Source organism: Albidovulum sediminis (assembly GCF_025380365.1).
GTDB lineage: Bacteria > Pseudomonadota > Alphaproteobacteria > Rhodobacterales > Rhodobacteraceae > Albidovulum > Albidovulum sediminis.
The window spans coordinates 556,338-571,721 of sequence record NZ_JAOCQF010000003.1 but is presented as its reverse complement, the minus strand read 5'-3'; the positions used below and the strand labels follow the sequence as shown (position 1 = coordinate 571,721).

At 65.9% G+C, this 15,384-nt stretch carries 16 protein-coding genes and 1 tRNA gene; 9 read left to right on the top strand and 8 right to left on the bottom strand.

Annotated features, from left to right (window positions below; genetic code table 11):
- Positions 1-44 precede the first annotated feature (44 nt).
- Positions 45-854: an undecaprenyl-diphosphate phosphatase gene (locus N5I32_RS17740; RefSeq protein WP_439648224.1), complete on the bottom strand. Its 810-nt coding sequence runs from the start codon at positions 852-854 to the stop codon at positions 45-47.
- On the bottom strand, positions 851-1,840 hold the full coding sequence (locus tag N5I32_RS17735; protein WP_261497246.1) for a complex I NDUFA9 subunit family protein: 990 nt from the start codon (positions 1,838-1,840) through the stop codon (positions 851-853). The genes N5I32_RS17740 and N5I32_RS17735 overlap by 4 nt, the downstream gene beginning before the upstream one ends.
- A 140-nt stretch (positions 1,841-1,980) precedes the next feature.
- Here N5I32_RS17735 and N5I32_RS17730 point away from each other — a divergent pair.
- The 9 genes from N5I32_RS17730 (at position 1,981) to N5I32_RS17690 (ending at position 7,972) form a co-directional block, all read left to right on the top strand.
- Positions 1,981-2,065: transfer RNA gene (locus N5I32_RS17730), tRNA-Leu, on the top strand.
- A gap of 26 nt (positions 2,066-2,091) precedes the next feature.
- Positions 2,092-2,706, top strand: coding sequence for a ribonuclease D (locus tag N5I32_RS17725; RefSeq protein ID WP_261497245.1), 615 nt, complete (start codon positions 2,092-2,094; stop codon positions 2,704-2,706).
- Between the two features lies 1 nt (position 2,707).
- Positions 2,708-3,676 carry a KpsF/GutQ family sugar-phosphate isomerase gene (locus N5I32_RS17720; protein WP_261497244.1) on the top strand — a complete coding sequence of 323 codons (969 nt, stop codon included), beginning with the start codon at positions 2,708-2,710 and terminating at the stop codon, positions 3,674-3,676.
- 5 nt (positions 3,677-3,681) lie between these two features.
- Positions 3,682-4,284: a hypothetical protein gene (locus tag N5I32_RS17715; RefSeq protein WP_261497243.1), complete on the top strand. Its 603-nt coding sequence runs from the start codon at positions 3,682-3,684 to the stop codon at positions 4,282-4,284.
- A gap of 7 nt (positions 4,285-4,291) precedes the next feature.
- Complete coding sequence (gene lptA / locus N5I32_RS17710) at positions 4,292-4,786, top strand: lipopolysaccharide transport periplasmic protein LptA (RefSeq protein ID WP_261497242.1); 495 nt, start codon at positions 4,292-4,294, stop codon at positions 4,784-4,786.
- The gene (lptB, locus tag N5I32_RS17705; RefSeq protein ID WP_261497241.1) at positions 4,786-5,547 is read left to right on the top strand and encodes an LPS export ABC transporter ATP-binding protein; all 762 of its coding nucleotides are present in this window, start codon (positions 4,786-4,788) and stop codon (positions 5,545-5,547) included. The genes lptA and lptB overlap by 1 nt, the downstream gene beginning before the upstream one ends.
- Complete coding sequence (locus N5I32_RS17700; RefSeq protein ID WP_261497240.1) at positions 5,522-6,838, top strand: RNA polymerase factor sigma-54; 1,317 nt, start codon at positions 5,522-5,524, stop codon at positions 6,836-6,838. The genes lptB and N5I32_RS17700 overlap by 26 nt, the downstream gene beginning before the upstream one ends.
- Positions 6,839-6,897: 59 nt before the next feature.
- On the top strand, positions 6,898-7,473 hold the full coding sequence (hpf, locus tag N5I32_RS17695) for a ribosome hibernation-promoting factor, HPF/YfiA family (RefSeq protein WP_261497239.1): 576 nt from the start codon (positions 6,898-6,900) through the stop codon (positions 7,471-7,473).
- Positions 7,474-7,507: 34 nt separating this feature from the next.
- Positions 7,508-7,972 (top strand): PTS sugar transporter subunit IIA, encoded by a 465-nt coding sequence (locus N5I32_RS17690; RefSeq protein WP_261497238.1) that lies wholly within the window; start codon positions 7,508-7,510, stop codon positions 7,970-7,972.
- Here N5I32_RS17690 and N5I32_RS17685 read toward each other — a convergent pair.
- The 6 genes from N5I32_RS17685 to galU are packed head-to-tail and all read right to left on the bottom strand — an operon-like array spanning position 7,960 to position 15,237.
- Positions 7,960-9,372, bottom strand: a complete 1,413-nt coding sequence (locus tag N5I32_RS17685) for a nodulation protein NodH (protein WP_261497237.1) — start codon at positions 9,370-9,372, stop codon at positions 7,960-7,962. The two genes, N5I32_RS17690 and N5I32_RS17685, sit on opposite strands and share 13 nt — an antisense overlap.
- Before the next feature lie 2 nt (positions 9,373-9,374).
- The gene (locus N5I32_RS17680) at positions 9,375-11,072 is read right to left on the bottom strand and encodes a DUF5927 domain-containing protein (protein WP_261497236.1); all 1,698 of its coding nucleotides are present in this window, start codon (positions 11,070-11,072) and stop codon (positions 9,375-9,377) included.
- Between the two features lie 10 nt (positions 11,073-11,082).
- Positions 11,083-12,093: a glycosyltransferase family 2 protein gene (locus N5I32_RS17675; RefSeq protein ID WP_261497235.1), complete on the bottom strand. Its 1,011-nt coding sequence runs from the start codon at positions 12,091-12,093 to the stop codon at positions 11,083-11,085.
- Between the two features lie 41 nt (positions 12,094-12,134).
- Complete coding sequence (locus N5I32_RS17670; protein ID WP_261497234.1) at positions 12,135-13,364, bottom strand: glycosyltransferase family 4 protein; 1,230 nt, start codon at positions 13,362-13,364, stop codon at positions 12,135-12,137.
- Entirely contained in the window at positions 13,354-14,340 is a 987-nt protein-coding gene (gene galE / locus N5I32_RS17665) for a UDP-glucose 4-epimerase GalE (RefSeq protein ID WP_261497233.1), read from the bottom strand. The genes N5I32_RS17670 and galE overlap by 11 nt, the downstream gene beginning before the upstream one ends.
- Before the next feature lie 3 nt (positions 14,341-14,343).
- Positions 14,344-15,237, bottom strand: coding sequence for a UTP--glucose-1-phosphate uridylyltransferase GalU (gene galU, locus N5I32_RS17660; RefSeq protein ID WP_261497232.1), 894 nt, complete (start codon positions 15,235-15,237; stop codon positions 14,344-14,346).
- Between the last annotated feature and the right edge of the window lie 147 nt (positions 15,238-15,384).

Sequence of the window (15,384 nt, the reverse complement as noted above, 5' to 3'; positions counted from 1 at the left end):
ATGGGGCGTAGCAGCGCAAATTTAGGTCAGGATAGTTTACGTTTTTATGCGTGACCAGTCAGAAGCAGGCCCCAGACCCCCGCGCCCACGATGATTCGCCACCATCCGAACACCGCGAACCCGTGGCGGTTCAGGTAGGCGAGCAACCAGCGCACCACGACTATTGCGCTGAAGAAGGCGGCGGCGAATCCGATCGCGATCTCGTGGACGGCGCCTGCGTCAAGACCGGCGCGGTTTTCCCACAGGTCGTAGGATACGGCGGCAACCATGGTCGGGATCGACAGGAAGAAGGAAAACTCGGCCGCGGCGCGCCTGTCCGCACCCATGAGCAAGGCGCCCACGATCGTCGCCCCGGACCGGGATACGCCGGGTATCAGCGAAAGGCACTGCGCCAGACCGATGCCAAGCGACATCCTCCACGGGAAATGCTCCGCATCCACATGCCTTTGCGGGATCGGCAGCCGGTCGACGATCAGAAGCACGATGCCGCCGATGATGAGCGCCGTCGCAATGATCCCTGGGCTTTCGAAAAGCACGGTCTTGATGAAGTCGTGAAGCAGAAGCCCCGCCATCACGGAGGGCAGGAAGGCGATCAGGACCGACAGCGCGAAGTGCCGCGCCTGCGGATCATGCCCCAGACCGCCCAGCGTGCGCACGATCTTGGCAAGATAGATCCACACCACGGCAAGGATCGCGCCAAGCTGGATCACCACCTCGAACGTGCCGCCGGCACTGTGAAACCCCAGAAAGCGGCTCGCGATCAGGAGATGCCCGGTCGAGGAAACCGGGATGAACTCCGTCAACCCCTCCAGGAACCCCAGGAGGAGCGGGACCACGACGGCATCGAACATCAGGAATGCTTTCTGAGGTTCTTGGCCGAGGACTTGATCGCGTCATACTGGCCGGACGGGCGGAAGCGCCACAGGTACTCCGGCAGGACCGCACCGGCAGCGGTCGGCGTGATCCCGAGATCGGCAAGCGTCCGTGCCCCGGACGCCACGACATTGTCCCGGCCAAGGCTGCGGACCTGGTCCCGGGTCAGCAGGCGGTTCTCGAACAACCCGCCGGTCGCGACCTGGGCGAAGTCGAAAACCGCGCCCATGATCCGCGCCAGCCAGAACGGCAGGTTGAGCACAAGGCGGCGGCGGCCGACCACGCCCAGCATGACGCCTATCCAGTCGCGGAACGACCGCACTTCGGGCCCACCAAGTTCATAGATACCCGACGCGGCGGCGCCGGTCGCGCCCAGAACGGCGGCTTCGGCCACATCCTCGACATGGACCGGCTGAAACTTCGTGGCCGCCCCGACGACGGGCAAGACCGGCCCGAACCGCGCCATCGAGGCGAAGCGGTTGAAGAAGCCGTCGCCCTGCCCGAAGATGACCGAGGGGCGCAGGATCACCGCCTGCGGGAACGCGGCCAGCACTGCCGCCTCGCCCGCGGCCTTGGACCGCTGATAGGCGCTGTCCGACTGCGCGTCGGCGCCGATGGCGGACAGGTGGACAAGCTGTCCCACACCTTCCTCCGCGGCGATGCGCGCGACGCGCCCGGCCCCTTCGGCCTGCACGGCGGCAAAGGTGTTGCGCCCCGAACGGTTGAGGATGCCGACGCAGTTCACGACCGCATCCGCACCCTTCATCGCGGCGCGCACGGAGGCGTCGTCGCGGATGTTGCAGAGCACCGGCTCGACCTGTCCGACCGCGCCGTAGGGCCTGACGAACAGCGCCTCGTTCGGGCGGCGCACCGCCACGCGCACGCGCCAGCCCAGTTTCGCCATCCGGCGCGCGACGTGCCGCCCGACGAAACCCGAACCGCCGTAGATGGTGACGAGCCTGGACATGGGGACCTCCGCACAGCTGGTTGCGCCCCTGATTAGCGGCTCAGCCCCCGCCAAACAAGGCGCAATCATGCCGCGCAAATTCCCGCCGGACCCCGTTGACACCGACTTTCGCCCCCTATACATCGCGGACCACGACATCAGCCCAGATGGCGGAATTGGTAGACGCGCTGGTTTCAGGTACCAGTGCCGCAAGGCGTGGAGGTTCGAGTCCTCTTCTGGGCACCAGACCCCTTCGCCAATGAGGGGTTAGCATGACGATCCACCTGCATCTGAACGATCTTCCGGCGGATCTGGACCTTGGTCCGGTGGTCGCGATCGATACCGAGACGATGGGCCTGGACCCGCGACGCGACCGGCTTTGCCTGGTGCAGCTGTCCTCGGGCAACGGCGACGCGCATCTGGTCCGGATCGCCCGCGGCCAGACGCAGGCGCCCAACCTCGAACGCATGCTGGGCGATTCGCGCGTGCTCAAGCTTTTCCACTTCGGCAGGTTCGACGTCGCAGCGCTGAAAACCGCGTTCGGGGTGACCACCGCGCCGGTCTACTGCACCAAGATCGCCTCGAAGCTGGTGCGCACCTTCACCGACCGGCACGGGTTGAAGTACCTGCTTCAGGAACTGATCGGCATCGACATCTCCAAGCAGCAGCAGACCTCGGACTGGGGGGCGGAAACGCTGACGGAGGCGCAGCAGGACTATGCGGCATCCGATGTCCTTTATCTTCATCGCCTGAAGGAAGAGCTTGATCGCCGCCTGGCCCGCGAGGGGCGCACCCAAATCGCGCAGGCGTGCTTCGACTTCCTTCCTGCGCGCGCCGAACTGGACCTGATGGGCTGGGGCGACGAGACCGACATCTTCAGGCACTGACATGACCGACGCTGAAACCCTCATCGCCACCGCCCGCCGCGTCATCGGGATCGAGGCGCGCGGTCTTGCCGCCCTGGCCGAGGCGCTGGACGGAAGCTTTGCCGCCGCCGTCGACCTGATCCTGGCCGCGAAAGGCCGCGTCATCGTGTCCGGAATGGGCAAGTCGGGCCACATCGCGCGCAAGATCGCCGCCACGCTGGCCTCGACCGGAACGCCGGCGCAGTTCGTGCACCCGGCCGAGGCAAGTCACGGCGACCTCGGCATGGTGACCGGGGGCGATGTGGCGCTGGTCCTGTCGAACTCGGGCGAGACGCCGGAACTGGCCGACATCATCGCCCACAGCCGCCGCTTCGGGATTCCGCTGATCGGCGTTGCAAGCCGCGCGGGATCGACCCTTCTGACCCAAGCCGATGTTGCGATCCTTCTGCCGCACGCGGAAGAAGCCTGCGGCACCGGCATCGTGCCCACCACATCCACCACCATGACCCTGGCGCTGGGCGATGCGCTGGCCGTCGCGCTGATGGAGCATCGCCACTTCACGCCCGAGCATTTCCGCACCTTCCACCCCGGCGGCAAGCTGGGCGCCCGGCTTCTGAAGGTCGCGGACCTGATGCACGGGGGCGACGCGGTGCCGATGGTGACGGAGACGACCCCGATGAGCGATACGCTGGTCACGATGAGCAGCAAGGGCTTTGGCGTGGCCGGCGTGACGGATGCCGCGGGGCGTCTTGTCGGAATCGTGACGGACGGCGACCTGCGGCGCCACATGGAGGGGCTGCTCACCCATACGGCCGGCGAGGTGATGACGCAGAACCCGCGCACGGTTCCCCCCGGCGCGCTGGCCGAGAAGGCGGTGGCAGAGATGCGCGACCGCAAGATCACCTGCCTGTTCGTGCTGGACCCCGCCGGCGACGGACGTGCGACCGGTATTCTGAACATCCACGACTGCCTGCGGGCCGGCGTGGCCTGAAACCGATGTCGGAACAGACGGATCTCCGCACGCTCCTGGTCTTCTGGCTGAAGATCCTGCTGCCGCTTGCGGCGCTGGTGATCCTGTCGACGCTCTTTCTCGTCTCCCGGCGGATCGATACCGAGGAAACGCTGCCCTACGCCGAGGTGGACGTGGACGCGCTGGCGCGAGAGCAGCGCCTGACCGCGCCCGAATATTCCGGCGTGACCGGCGACGGGACGACCTTTCTGGTGCGCGCCGGCGTCGCGCGCCCGCTGGCCGATGGCGGCGGGCTGGCCGAAAGCGTGACAGCCGAACTGGAGACGACCGACGGGCTGAACCTGACGATGGCGGCCGGGACGGGAAGCATGGATCCGGCGGCGGGAGGTCTGCTTCTGACCGGAGGCGTGCATATCGAGACCTCGACCGGCTACACGATCGACACCCAGGGGCTTTCCGCCTCGACGTCGGTGACCGAGGTCCATTCCGAGGGCGCCATCCGGGCACTGGCGCCCTTCGGGACGCTGGAGGCCGGCGCCATGTCGCTTGCCGCCACGGACGGGGACGCGAAGGCTTACGTTCTGGTTTTCAACCAGGGGGTCAAGCTGATATATGAGCCGGAGAATTGAGGTTCGGATGTTCCTTCGCGCGATCACTATTGCCTTCAGCCTGATCCTTGCAGCCAGCGGCGCAGCGCAGGCGCAAGGCAGCGAAATTGCCTTCGGCGGGATCAAGGCCGATACCAGCCTGCCGGTGGAGGTGACCGCCGACCAGCTTGCGGTGAACCAGGCCGACGGAACCGCCGTCTTCAGTGGCAACGTGGTGGTGTCTCAAGGCGAGATGCGTCTGGGTGCCGACGAGATTCGCGTGGAATATGGCGCGGGTGGCCAGAACCGGATCGAGCGCCTGATCGCGACCGGGAATGTCGTGCTGACCAGCGGGCCCGACGCGGCCAAGGCGAACACGGCCGAATACACCGTTGATTCGGGTGAAATCGTGCTGGCCGGCTCCGTTCTTCTGACGCAGGGGGCGACCGTGCTTTCAGGCGAAACCCTGTCTCTCAACCTTGCGGCCGGCACCGGTCAGATGGGCGGCAGGGTCAAGACCGTGCTCCAGCCCGGGAGCAACTGATGGCTGGACGGCCCGAACTGACCGTTGCGGAAGGCAGCGCCGGCCTGCGCATCGTCCACCTGCGCAAGAGTTACCGCCGCCGACCGGTCATCCGAGACGTCTCGATGCACCTGAACCGGGGCGAGGTCGTCGCACTTCTGGGGCCGAACGGATCGGGCAAGACCACCTGCTTTTACAACATCGCCGGCCTCATCACGCCCGACAGTGGCCAGATCATCATCGACGGCCGCGATGTGACAGGTTTGCCCATGTATCGCCGCGCGCGGCTCGGGATCGGCTATCTGCCGCAGGAAGTGTCGATCTTCCGCGGCCTTTCGGTCGAGGACAACATCCTGGCGATCCTGGAAATCACCGTGAAGGACCGCCACAAGCAGCGCGAGCGGCTTGAGGAACTGCTGTCGGAGTTCTCGATCACCCATCTGCGGCGGGCGCCTGCCCTGTCGCTCTCGGGGGGTGAACGGCGGCGGGTGGAAATTGCGCGCTGCCTTGCCGCCGATCCCAAGTACCTTCTGCTTGACGAACCGTTTGCCGGCGTCGATCCGATATCGGTGGGCGACATCCGCACGCTGGTCCATGACCTGAAGGACCGCGGTATCGGCGTGCTGATCACCGATCACAACGTGCGCGAGACGCTTGAGATCGTGGACCGGGCCTACATCCTGCACGATGGCGCGGTGCTGATGAGCGGAACCGCCGACGAAGTGGTGCGCGACGAGAACGTGCGCCGGGTCTACCTTGGCCAAAGCTTCCGCATCTCCTGACGGGGCCGGCAGGGCGCCGCTCGCGCAGCGCGTCGACCTGCGGCAAAGGCAACGTCTGGGTCTAACGCCCGCCATGCGCCTCGGCCTGCGAATCCTGGCCCTGCCGACCGAACTGCTGTCCGAGGAAATCCTGCGCGAGGCAGAAGACAATCCTTGCCTGATCGTCGAGTACTGGCCGGAACCCTCGACCTTCGACGTCGCCAGGGAGTTTGTCGCCGCCGAGGAAAGCCTGAGCCAGTCGCTGCTGCGCCAGATCGGACTGCAGCGCCTTGAGCGCGGCGTGGATGAGGCTGCGCGCCTGATCGTCTCCGAGTTGCGGGCAGACGGCTTTCTGGATGCGACACTCGAAGAACTGTCTGCCGACTACGGCCTGACGCAGCCGGTTCTTTCCGCCGCACTGGGCGCGGTTCAGGCTTGCGAGCCTTGCGGCGTGGGCGCGCGAAGCCTGGCGGAGTGCCTCGAACTGCAGCTTCGGGACGCCGGACTCGGGGCCCGGCTGTCGGCCCAGGTCGTGGCCCGGCTGGGGGACTTCGCGAAGGGCGCATGGGCGCGTATCGCCGCCGCACTGAAGATCAGCGAGGCCGAGGCGCAGCGCATCGGCGCCCTTCTGCGCAGCCTGAACCCGCATCCGGTCGCCGATGTGCCTGATCACTTGGTGCCGCGGGTTCCGGAAATCGTGGTCGAGCGCACGCCCGAAGGCCGGGTGAGCGTGCGCCTGAACCCCGATGCCTTGCCGCGCGTCGCGCTTGCCGATACCGCGGGCGGGCTGCCCGAGCACACCGAGCGCGCGCGCCGCATCGCCAACGCGATTGCTGCCCGCCAGGTCACGCTCCTGCGAATCGCGGCCGCAATCGTGGAGCGTCAGGCGCGCTTCTTCTCGCTCGGGGAGGATCGGCTGGACCCGCTGAGCCGCGCCGATCTGGCCCGCGCCCTCGATCTGCATGCATCGACCGTCGGTCGCGCCCTGTCCGGCAAGTCGCTGATGTTCGGCGGCCGGGTTTACCCGTTCTCGCTCTTCTTCAGCGCTGCACTGGGCGATCCGGAGGACGCGGTTTCCGGTTTCGACGCCCAAAGGCGCATCCGTGCGCTTATCCTGGCGGAAGACCCGGAACAGCCCCTTGCGGACGACGAGATTCGTGCCCAACTCATGCTGGAGGGCGTTGACATAGCGCGCCGAACTGTCGCCAAATATCGCAAATGCATGCGCATACCCTCATCCTTCGAACGCCGGCGTCGGAAGGTTTCCCGAGCGGGTCGCACGCAACCCGGGCACGGGTCTTCAACCCCCTGAATTTAACCGGATCCTTCCCCATTGCGGGGTAGGGCTCCATCACGTCCCAAGGAGGCACCATGCGTTATCAGATCAGCGGAAAACAGATCGACGTCGGGGACGCGTTGCAGTCGCATGTCAAGACCGAGCTTGGTCAGACGATCGAGAAGTACTCGCAGCGCCCCACCGATGCGATCATGGTCTTTTCCCGCGACGCGCACGAATTCGTCTGCGAGGCCACCGTGCACCTGTCCACCGGGCTGACGGTGTCGGCCCGCGCCGCCGCGACCGAGATCTACGCCGCCGCCGACGCCTGCATCGAGAAAATGGACAAGCAGTTGCGCCGCTACAAGCGCCGCCTGCGCGACCATCACCGCGATCGTTCCGAACCCGTTGAATTTGCCGGTGCGCCCATGTATGTGCTCGCCGCGAACGAGGAAGACGAAGGCCGGGAACCCGAAACGCTCCAGCCGATGATCATTGCCGAGATGGAGACGAAGATTCCTTCGCTTTCGGTCGGTGAGGCGGTGATGCAGATGGAGCTGGCAGGGGCACCCGTCCTTGTATTCCGCAACGAAAAGCACGGCGGCGTCAATGTCGTGCACCGTCGCGAAGACGGCAACGTTGGCTGGATAGACCCGGTCAACACCAAATGAACCGGCTCCGCCGCGGCGAAGGACAGTAAGGCGCATGGAACTATCAAGCCTGTTGAAGCCCGCCGCGGTGAAGGTGTTCGGCCACGTCACCAGCAAGAAGCGCCTGTTCCAGGACCTCGCCGACATCGCGCACACGGTCTACGGCCTCAACGCCTCCGAAACGGTCGACGCCCTTCAGGAACGCGAAAGCCTTGGTCCGACCGGCGTCGGCCACGGCGTCGCCCTGCCGCATGCACGGCTGCACGGTCTGGACCGCGTGGTGGGCGTGTTCATGCGGCTTGAAAAGCCGATGGACTTCGATTCGGTCGACCGGCAGCCCGTGGACCTTGTCTTCGCCCTGTTTGCCCCGAAAGACTCCGGGGTCGAGCATCTGAAGGCGCTGGCGCTCGTCTCCCGCACCATGCGGGAGGCGGCCACCTGCGCCAAGCTGCGGGCCAATTCCGATACGGCGGCACTGCACGCGGTCCTGACAGAGGCGCGGCCCAGTCAGGCGGCCTGATCCCGCCAGGGACCGAAACCGAAAACCAGGTAGTCGCGCGGATAGGCCGCACGGGCGGCCTTTTCCACCTCCGCGTCGTAGATCCCGGCTAGGTCCGTTTCCGGCGCGGCGGGCGGCAGGTCGATCATCGCCATCCCCAGCGACCCGGCAAGATGGGCAAGACCATCCTCCAGCGCCTCTTCGTGCAGAATCAGACCGGGCGGGGCGAATTGGCCGAAGCCCGTCACAAGTGCGGACTGGCTTGCCCAGGCGGGGTCCGGCCGGATCGACGCCTGCCCGTTCAGCGTGGCCCGCAGGAACTTCAGGAACCCGAGGAAGGCGCGCCGGTGTTCACGCGCGCCGATGTCGCCCCGTGCGTTCGGCCGTGGCAGGTCAAGACCATGCGCGCGCTTGAGATAGTCGCGAAACTCGGCCGTCGCGGCGTTCTGCAAAAGCTCGGCAAAGGCCCGGTGGGCGCGCGCCACCGGATGGCTCAGCACCGTGAAGCTGCGGTGGCCGGGCCGGGTGCGCATCCAGTCGCGCAGGGTTTTCTGGGTGAAATCACGCTCGACCCCGCCGCCCAGCCGGGCCATCCAGTCCACCACGCGCGCCGTCGGCCCGCCGTGCACGGGCATGAACAGCAGCGGTGCCCTGGCGGACGCGATGAAGCCCGGAATGCCCGGCCCGCGCCGCGGCTCCAGATTGGGCACGCGGTGCAGATTGAACGGGTCGATCCGCGTCAGCGCCTGTTCCATCGCGCCATGGTTCTCAACCAGTTCATCCAGGCCGGCGGTATTCTGCTTCACCAGCCGGGTGGAGGGTTTCACGCTTTCCGCGGCAAGGCCGAGATAGGCCGCCAGACCCGTCAGCACGGCAGGGTCCCTGACATCCTCGTAGTCGAGGTGGAAGGCCGTCTGCCCGGTCGTCTGCAACAGCCGCAGCACCTGAAGCTGAAAACCCATGAGTTCTTCCAGATAGGCCTCGAACTCGGGGCCATCGAAGGTGATGCTACCCGCCTTGTGATCCCGGGCGCGTCCCAGTTTCCACTGGCCGGTCTGCCGTGCGATCTTCAGGCTCACGTAGCTTTCGAGCGGATTGCGCGTCAGCACGATCTTGGCGCAGCGCGGGTCGCGCATGAACCGGTCGAAGGCCCTGGGGTCATGGTCGGGGAAATACCGAAATCCGTTCAACCCTTCTGCGGCAGCGATCCGGTCAAGCATCAGGCCGGGGTCAGCGTCCCGCTCCTCCAGCGTGAGGCCAAGCACCTCTTCCTTCCGGGGGCCACCCACGAAGCGCGGATTGAAGGCCTCGCCATGGCAGGTCAGACCCGTCAGCGAGTTCAGGCTTTCCTCCAGAAGGTTCGATCCCGTCCGCATCGACGCAAGGATCACGAAGCAGTCGAAGCGCGGCGTATCGGTCACGGTCAGCGGACCAGATAGGGCCGGGCACGCTCGGGCGGCGCGGACAGCATATCGTCTATGGACGCGTAATCCCCAACCAGAGTCGGCAACATGCCCTGGTTCTTCAACTGCTGCAGAAAGGTCGAAAGGCCGCTGAGATCGACCATGCGCGGCACCTCGGTCAGACGATGGGGCGCGCGGGGATTGATCTCGTCGAAGATCGCCTGAATCGCCTCCATCGGGTTCTCCACAAAGTCGGCCAGCGTCCAGACCCGGACGGACGCCTTGGCATGCGGCAGATCGAGTGCGGCCAGCATCTCCCCTTCGGCCCGTTGCAGCCGGGCTGCCTCGCGCCGGATCGCGGAGAAATCGCCCTGCGCACGGGACAGCGGAACCGCCCAGGCGCCCGTCACGACGGAAATCTGCGCGTTGCTGTCGCCGGCCATGAAGGGGACGCAGCCGAGATTGTCGGCCGGCCCCAGAAGAAAGCACTGCCGCTCCCCCCTCGTGCTCCACAGGAGATTGGTCAGGAAGGCGCGGGGGTTGTAGTCGCGCAGTGCTGCGCTGTTGCAAAGCGCGCCGTTGAAGACGTCGTCCCCGCCGGCGAACTCCACGCGCCCGGGCGCAAAAAGGTGGCCATGCGCCCGCAGGCCGAGCGACTTTGAAATCCAGGCGTCGAAGTTCTCGAACAAGGGCGAGAAGCCGTGAAAGACCGAGTAGGGGCCCGCAGTGCGGCCATTCTCCCGCCCGGCGCGCGGAAAGCGGCTTTGCATGTAAAGGCCCGGACGCCCCAGCCGCCGCCGTTCGGCCGCCTTCGCAAACAGGCGGTCAATCTTGCCCGGGCTCGGCTCCGCCATCCGCGACGCATCCGGAAGCGGATTGAGGAAGGCGTCGTAAAGCCTGTCCGCGCCCGACCAGATCTTGCGCGCCACGAAGCAATCCGACCGCCGCAGCAGTTGCAGATGGTCGTCATAGAAGACATGCGGCTTGCCCTCGTGATCGAACTTGGCAAGCGTCAGCGGCCTGCTCTCGATCCGCGACGAATGCAGCCGGGCCAGCGTCTGGAAGTAGCTTTCGTCGGGGATCCAGACGCGGCGGAAATAGCGGTCGTAGACCGGCCGGTTCGGGTCGTTCAGGATTGCCGACAAGGTGCGCCGGGTCAGACACCACCACTGCGATCCCAGATGCGGAACCAGCCCCAGAGGAATGTGGCGCCTTACGCCAAGCCGGCGTTGCAGGCGCGTGTAGGCGTCGAAAAGCCGGCGGTTGCGCCGCCAGGAAAACGGAAAGCGCAACGTGAACCTTTCGGTGTCGAGACCACCGACCGTCCAGCCCACATCGGACGTGGTAACGCTTTCGATGAAGTCGGTGTCAGGGTGACTGGCAAGATAGGTCTGAAGTTCACGCAACGGCCTGAGCGGCAGGCAGGAACCGGACACCAGAAAACAGTGCCGCACTTCCGGATGATAGGCCAGCATCCGTTCGGCGGCGGCCTGCGTGGCGCGGACAAGGCCGAACGTGCCCCACTCGCAGGGATAGCGGCGCGAAAAGCCGATGGCGGGCACATCCGCGCAGGCCGCCTGCATCGCCGCGAACTGATCCTGCGGAACGCGCCTGTCCACGTGAACGACCACGGGCGCGCCCGCCCGAGCCCAATGACGCGCGACCGCCGCCGCCCGGTCGAGCGCGGTATGGCAGAGCATGATGAAGCCCACACCCATCAGCGACGCCTCATGCCCAGCAGCCTTTCGACATCAGCCCCAATATCTCAAGCTGCCGCCAGTTGACGTATTTCTCAGACCACCGGCACCACAGGTCGTGATCGTCGTTCAGCGCGCGGGCATATCGCTGATACTCCCTGCCTTCGGCGAAGTGCTGCCTGCGATCAAGCTCTTCGGTGACCTTCTCGCCCAGGACCGAAAGGAACTTGGCGTGCAGAAGACAACCCGACGCCATTTCGCCGCCGTCGCGGTCGTAAAGCTGGTTCAGGCTGCGCGGCAGCAGCATGTGGGTCGAATTGACATAGGCGTAGTCGCGCCGCCACTTGACCAGCGGAACCTTGTTGAGCGATGGCGCTTCCGCCGGAGTGTCGGCAAACATGCAGCGCGCGCGCGGGCCACCCTGTATCCACAGGTTCCCGTAGGTGGGATTCTGCGAGATCACGTAGTTGCCGCTGTCGAACCACTGAAGGATCTCGAACGGGTCCTGCCCTTCGCGGTAAGGATGCGCATCGATGCGGCCGCGCGGATACATGTCGAGTACCATCGCCGGAAAAGCGCGAAGGCCAAGGCCGTCCATCCAGTCGGTCAGCGCCCGGAGCGGGCGGGTATCGCAGAACGGGTAGACGAAGAATTCGTCCAGGTCGACTGTCAGGGCCCAGCGGCCGTTCGCATGGTTGCGCAGAAGCCAGGTCAGCCAGTCCTGGCCGAACCGCGACTTGCGATAGCTGGCCTCCGTGCGCCAGACCGACACGTCGTCCTGCCGGGACAGGTAGTCGCCCGACCCGTCGGTCGAACCGTTGTCCACGAACAGGAAATGACTTACCCCGAGCCGCCGGTAGTACTGCAGGAAATACGGCAGCCGGACCCGTTCGTTGCGCAGCGTGGCAAACAGAAGGATGGCATCGGGGGCAAGCGTGGCGGTCCTGTCCGCCACTGTCGAAAGATCACGCCGCCGGCGGAACGCTCGCCACAGAAATCGCTTTCGCCTCAGGCGAAGTCTGTATCGTTCCAAGGCTCGCATCTCGATCCGGCGGGTTCAGGCCCATGTGCTGGGGGATGGTCTCAGACGGTGCTTAACACGGTCTTGAAGTATTCCGTCCAGCCAACGTCCGTCTCCAGAACGCGACCGGGACCTGCTGCCCGAACTCTCCCTGAAAATTCAATTATTCTTGTCGTCCAAGAATACATGTCGGCCACATCTGCGTAAACTGCATAGTCGCCAAGAATTTCACGGAAAACAGGCAGATCGTTGCACAGAACCGGGGTTCCGAGGCGCGCCGCCTCGATCACGGGCAGGCCGTAACCTTCGGCCAGGCTTGGCATCAGCAAGGCCTTTGCGCCCATGACCAGCGCGGCCACCGCCGCATCGCCCAGGCTTCCGAATTCGTGCACCGGGCTGTCCGGCGCGCGCAGCGCATCGAGACGGTCGAACACCGCCTGGTTTCGCCAGCCCCGCTGCCCGATGATGATCAGTTGAGGAAGACGCCCGGCGGGTATGCGATTGGCCATCTCCACCCAGACATCGAGGAGGAGCGCGTGGTTCTTGCGTGGCTCGATCGTGCCCAGCGTGACGAAATACGGACGGCCCAGGTCAAGCGTCGCGGGCAGGTTTCCCAGGTCCGGCTCAACCGGATCGACGCCCAGATGGACGGCCTTCACCTCGGGCACGCGGCGGAAGCTGTCGCACCAGCGCCGGATATCCTTTGCCGCCGCCTGCGAGGGGCAGAGGATCAGGTCCGCTTGGTGCGCGGTCGCAGCCAAGCTGTCGCGAAACGCGGCCACCGATGATTCCCGGCACAGGTCGGGATGATCGAGCGGGATGGTATCGTGGATCATCACCGCCACACGAAGGCCCGGAACATCCTGCAACTGCGCCAAGGTGCGCTCCGACAGGTTCGCATGCCCGACGTTCAGGTAGACCCCGCCCTGCGGCATCGTCGCATGGACCGCGCGCGTCAACCGCCACGGCAGGCAGGACCGAAGCCGGTGATCGCGCAAGGCGATGCGCGCCCGCTTCAGGATCGGCAGATCCCGACCCAGGCCGAACGGAAAGTCGGGGCGCGGCACCGTCTGGGGCGATGCGATCCATCCCAGCACCAAAGGGCCCGCCGTTCGCGGCAGGATGAGATGGCCGAAAGGTGTGCGCAGAAGCAGGAAAAGCGGCGTGTGCCGCGCCAGGAGCGCGCGCAGGTAGGCACGTTCGACCCGGTCCACGCCCGTCAGCGGCCCGCGCCCGATCCGCGAGACAAGCCGCGTGACATCCAGAAGCCGGGCTTTCGGCTCAGCGTTCATATCCGCCTGTCTGGTGCCAGCGCCAGGCGTCGGCGATCATCGCCGGAAGGGTGGACCGCTCCGGCTTCCAGCCAAGCTCCTCGATCGCGCGCGCGCTGCCACTGACCAGCCGTGCCGCATCGCCGGGTCGGCGCTCCCCCTCGACGACCGGCACAGCGCGGTTGGTGACGATGCGGGCGTGTTCGATCACCTCGCGCACCGAGAACCCGCGGCCCGTCCCCAGGCAGAAGACCCGGCTGCCGCGCCCGTTCAGCAGCCATTCGAGCCCGAGCACATGGGCGTCGGCCAGGTCCGCGACATGGACATAGTCGCGGATGCAGGTGCCGTCCGGGGTGGCGTAGTCGGAGCCATGCACCGTCAGCGCCGGCCGCCGCCCCGCCACCGCATCGAGCAGGAGCGGGACAAGATGCGTCTCCGGCTGATGGAATTCCCCGACTTCCGCCTCGGGGTCGGCGCCGGCCACGTTGAAATAGCGGAAGATCACCGAACGCAGCCCATGCGAAACGCCGAAGTCCCGCAGAATGTCCTCGATTGCGCGCTTGGACGCGCCGTAGGCGTTGATCGGGGCCTGCGGCGTGTCTTCGTCCAGCACGACGCCATCCTGATCGCCATAGGTCGCGCAGGTCGAGGAAAACACGAAGTCGAGGCAGTTCGCCGCCGCCGCCGCCTCGATCAGGTTGAGCGCGCCAAGCACGTTCATGCGCCAGTAGAGGCCGGGGTCGCGCACGGCCTCGCCCACCAGGCTCAGCGCTGCGAAATGCAGGACCGCGACAGGTTTCCAGCGCGCGAACACCTCGGCCAACCGTTCTGCGTCCGTGAGGTCTCCCTCCTCCAGCGGACCGAACCGGACGGCATCGCGCCACCCGGTGGAGAGGTTGTCGAAGGTGACGGGAACGAAGCCCGCGCGGGCAAGCGCCTTGCATGCATGGGAGCCGACATAGCCGGCGCCGCCGGTGACAAGGACGTGACGCGCCATCGCCTACTCGGCCGCGCGGCGCACTGCCGTCATTTCGGCCAGAAACTGTGAAAACTCGTCCCTCAGGTCGGGGCGCGCCAGCGCAAAGGCGACCGTCGCCTGAAGGAATCCTGCCTTGGACCCGCAGTCGAAACGCTGCCCCCGGAAGCGGAACCCGTAGACGTTGTCGGACCGGACGATTTCCTCGGCGATGGCGTCGGTCAGCTGGATCTCTCCGCCCGACCCGGCCTTGATCCGGTCAAGGTTACGCATGATCGCCGGCGTCAGGATATAGCGCCCGATCACCGCGAGGTTCGAAGGGGCGGCATCCACCGCGGGCTTCTCGACCATCCCCCTGACCGAGACGAGCGCGCCCAGATCCTCCTTCACGTCGAGAATGCCGTAGGCGGAGGTTTTGGAATGCGGCACTTCCATCGCCGCAACGACGTTGCCGCCGGTTTCCGCGTAAACCTCCACCATCTGCTGCAGGCAGGGCTTGTCGCCCGCGATCACGTCGTCCGGCAGCAGCACCGCGAAAGGCTCGTTCCCGACCAAGCGCCGGGCACACCAGACGGCATGGCCAAGACCGAGCGCCTTGTGCTGGCGAATGTAAGCGATGGCGCCGGAATCCATGTTCGTGGTCTTGAGGATCGCCAGCAGGTCTTCCCGCCCGTTGCGCCGCAGATGCGCCTCAAGCTCGTTGGCATGGTCGAAGTAATCCTCGAGCGCGCTTTTCCCGCGCGATGTGACGAAGATGAACTCCTTGATGCCGGCGGCGCGCGCCTCGTCGATGGCGTACTGGATCAGCGGCCGGTCGACGAGCGTCATGATCTCCTTCGGGATCGACTTGGTCGCAGGCAGGAAGCGCGTGCCCAGTCCGGCGACGGGAAAGATGGCCTTGGTTACCTTGCGCTTCATTCCAATCCCCCGAACCACGCGCCAAATTCGCGCCACCGACAACTGCACCCGAACAGTTAATGCCTCCGTGCCGATGTGGGCAAGCCATGGACGCAGGATTGGGTGCGGGCAAGGAAATATTGTGGCCGTCTGGTCAAAAATTGAGGC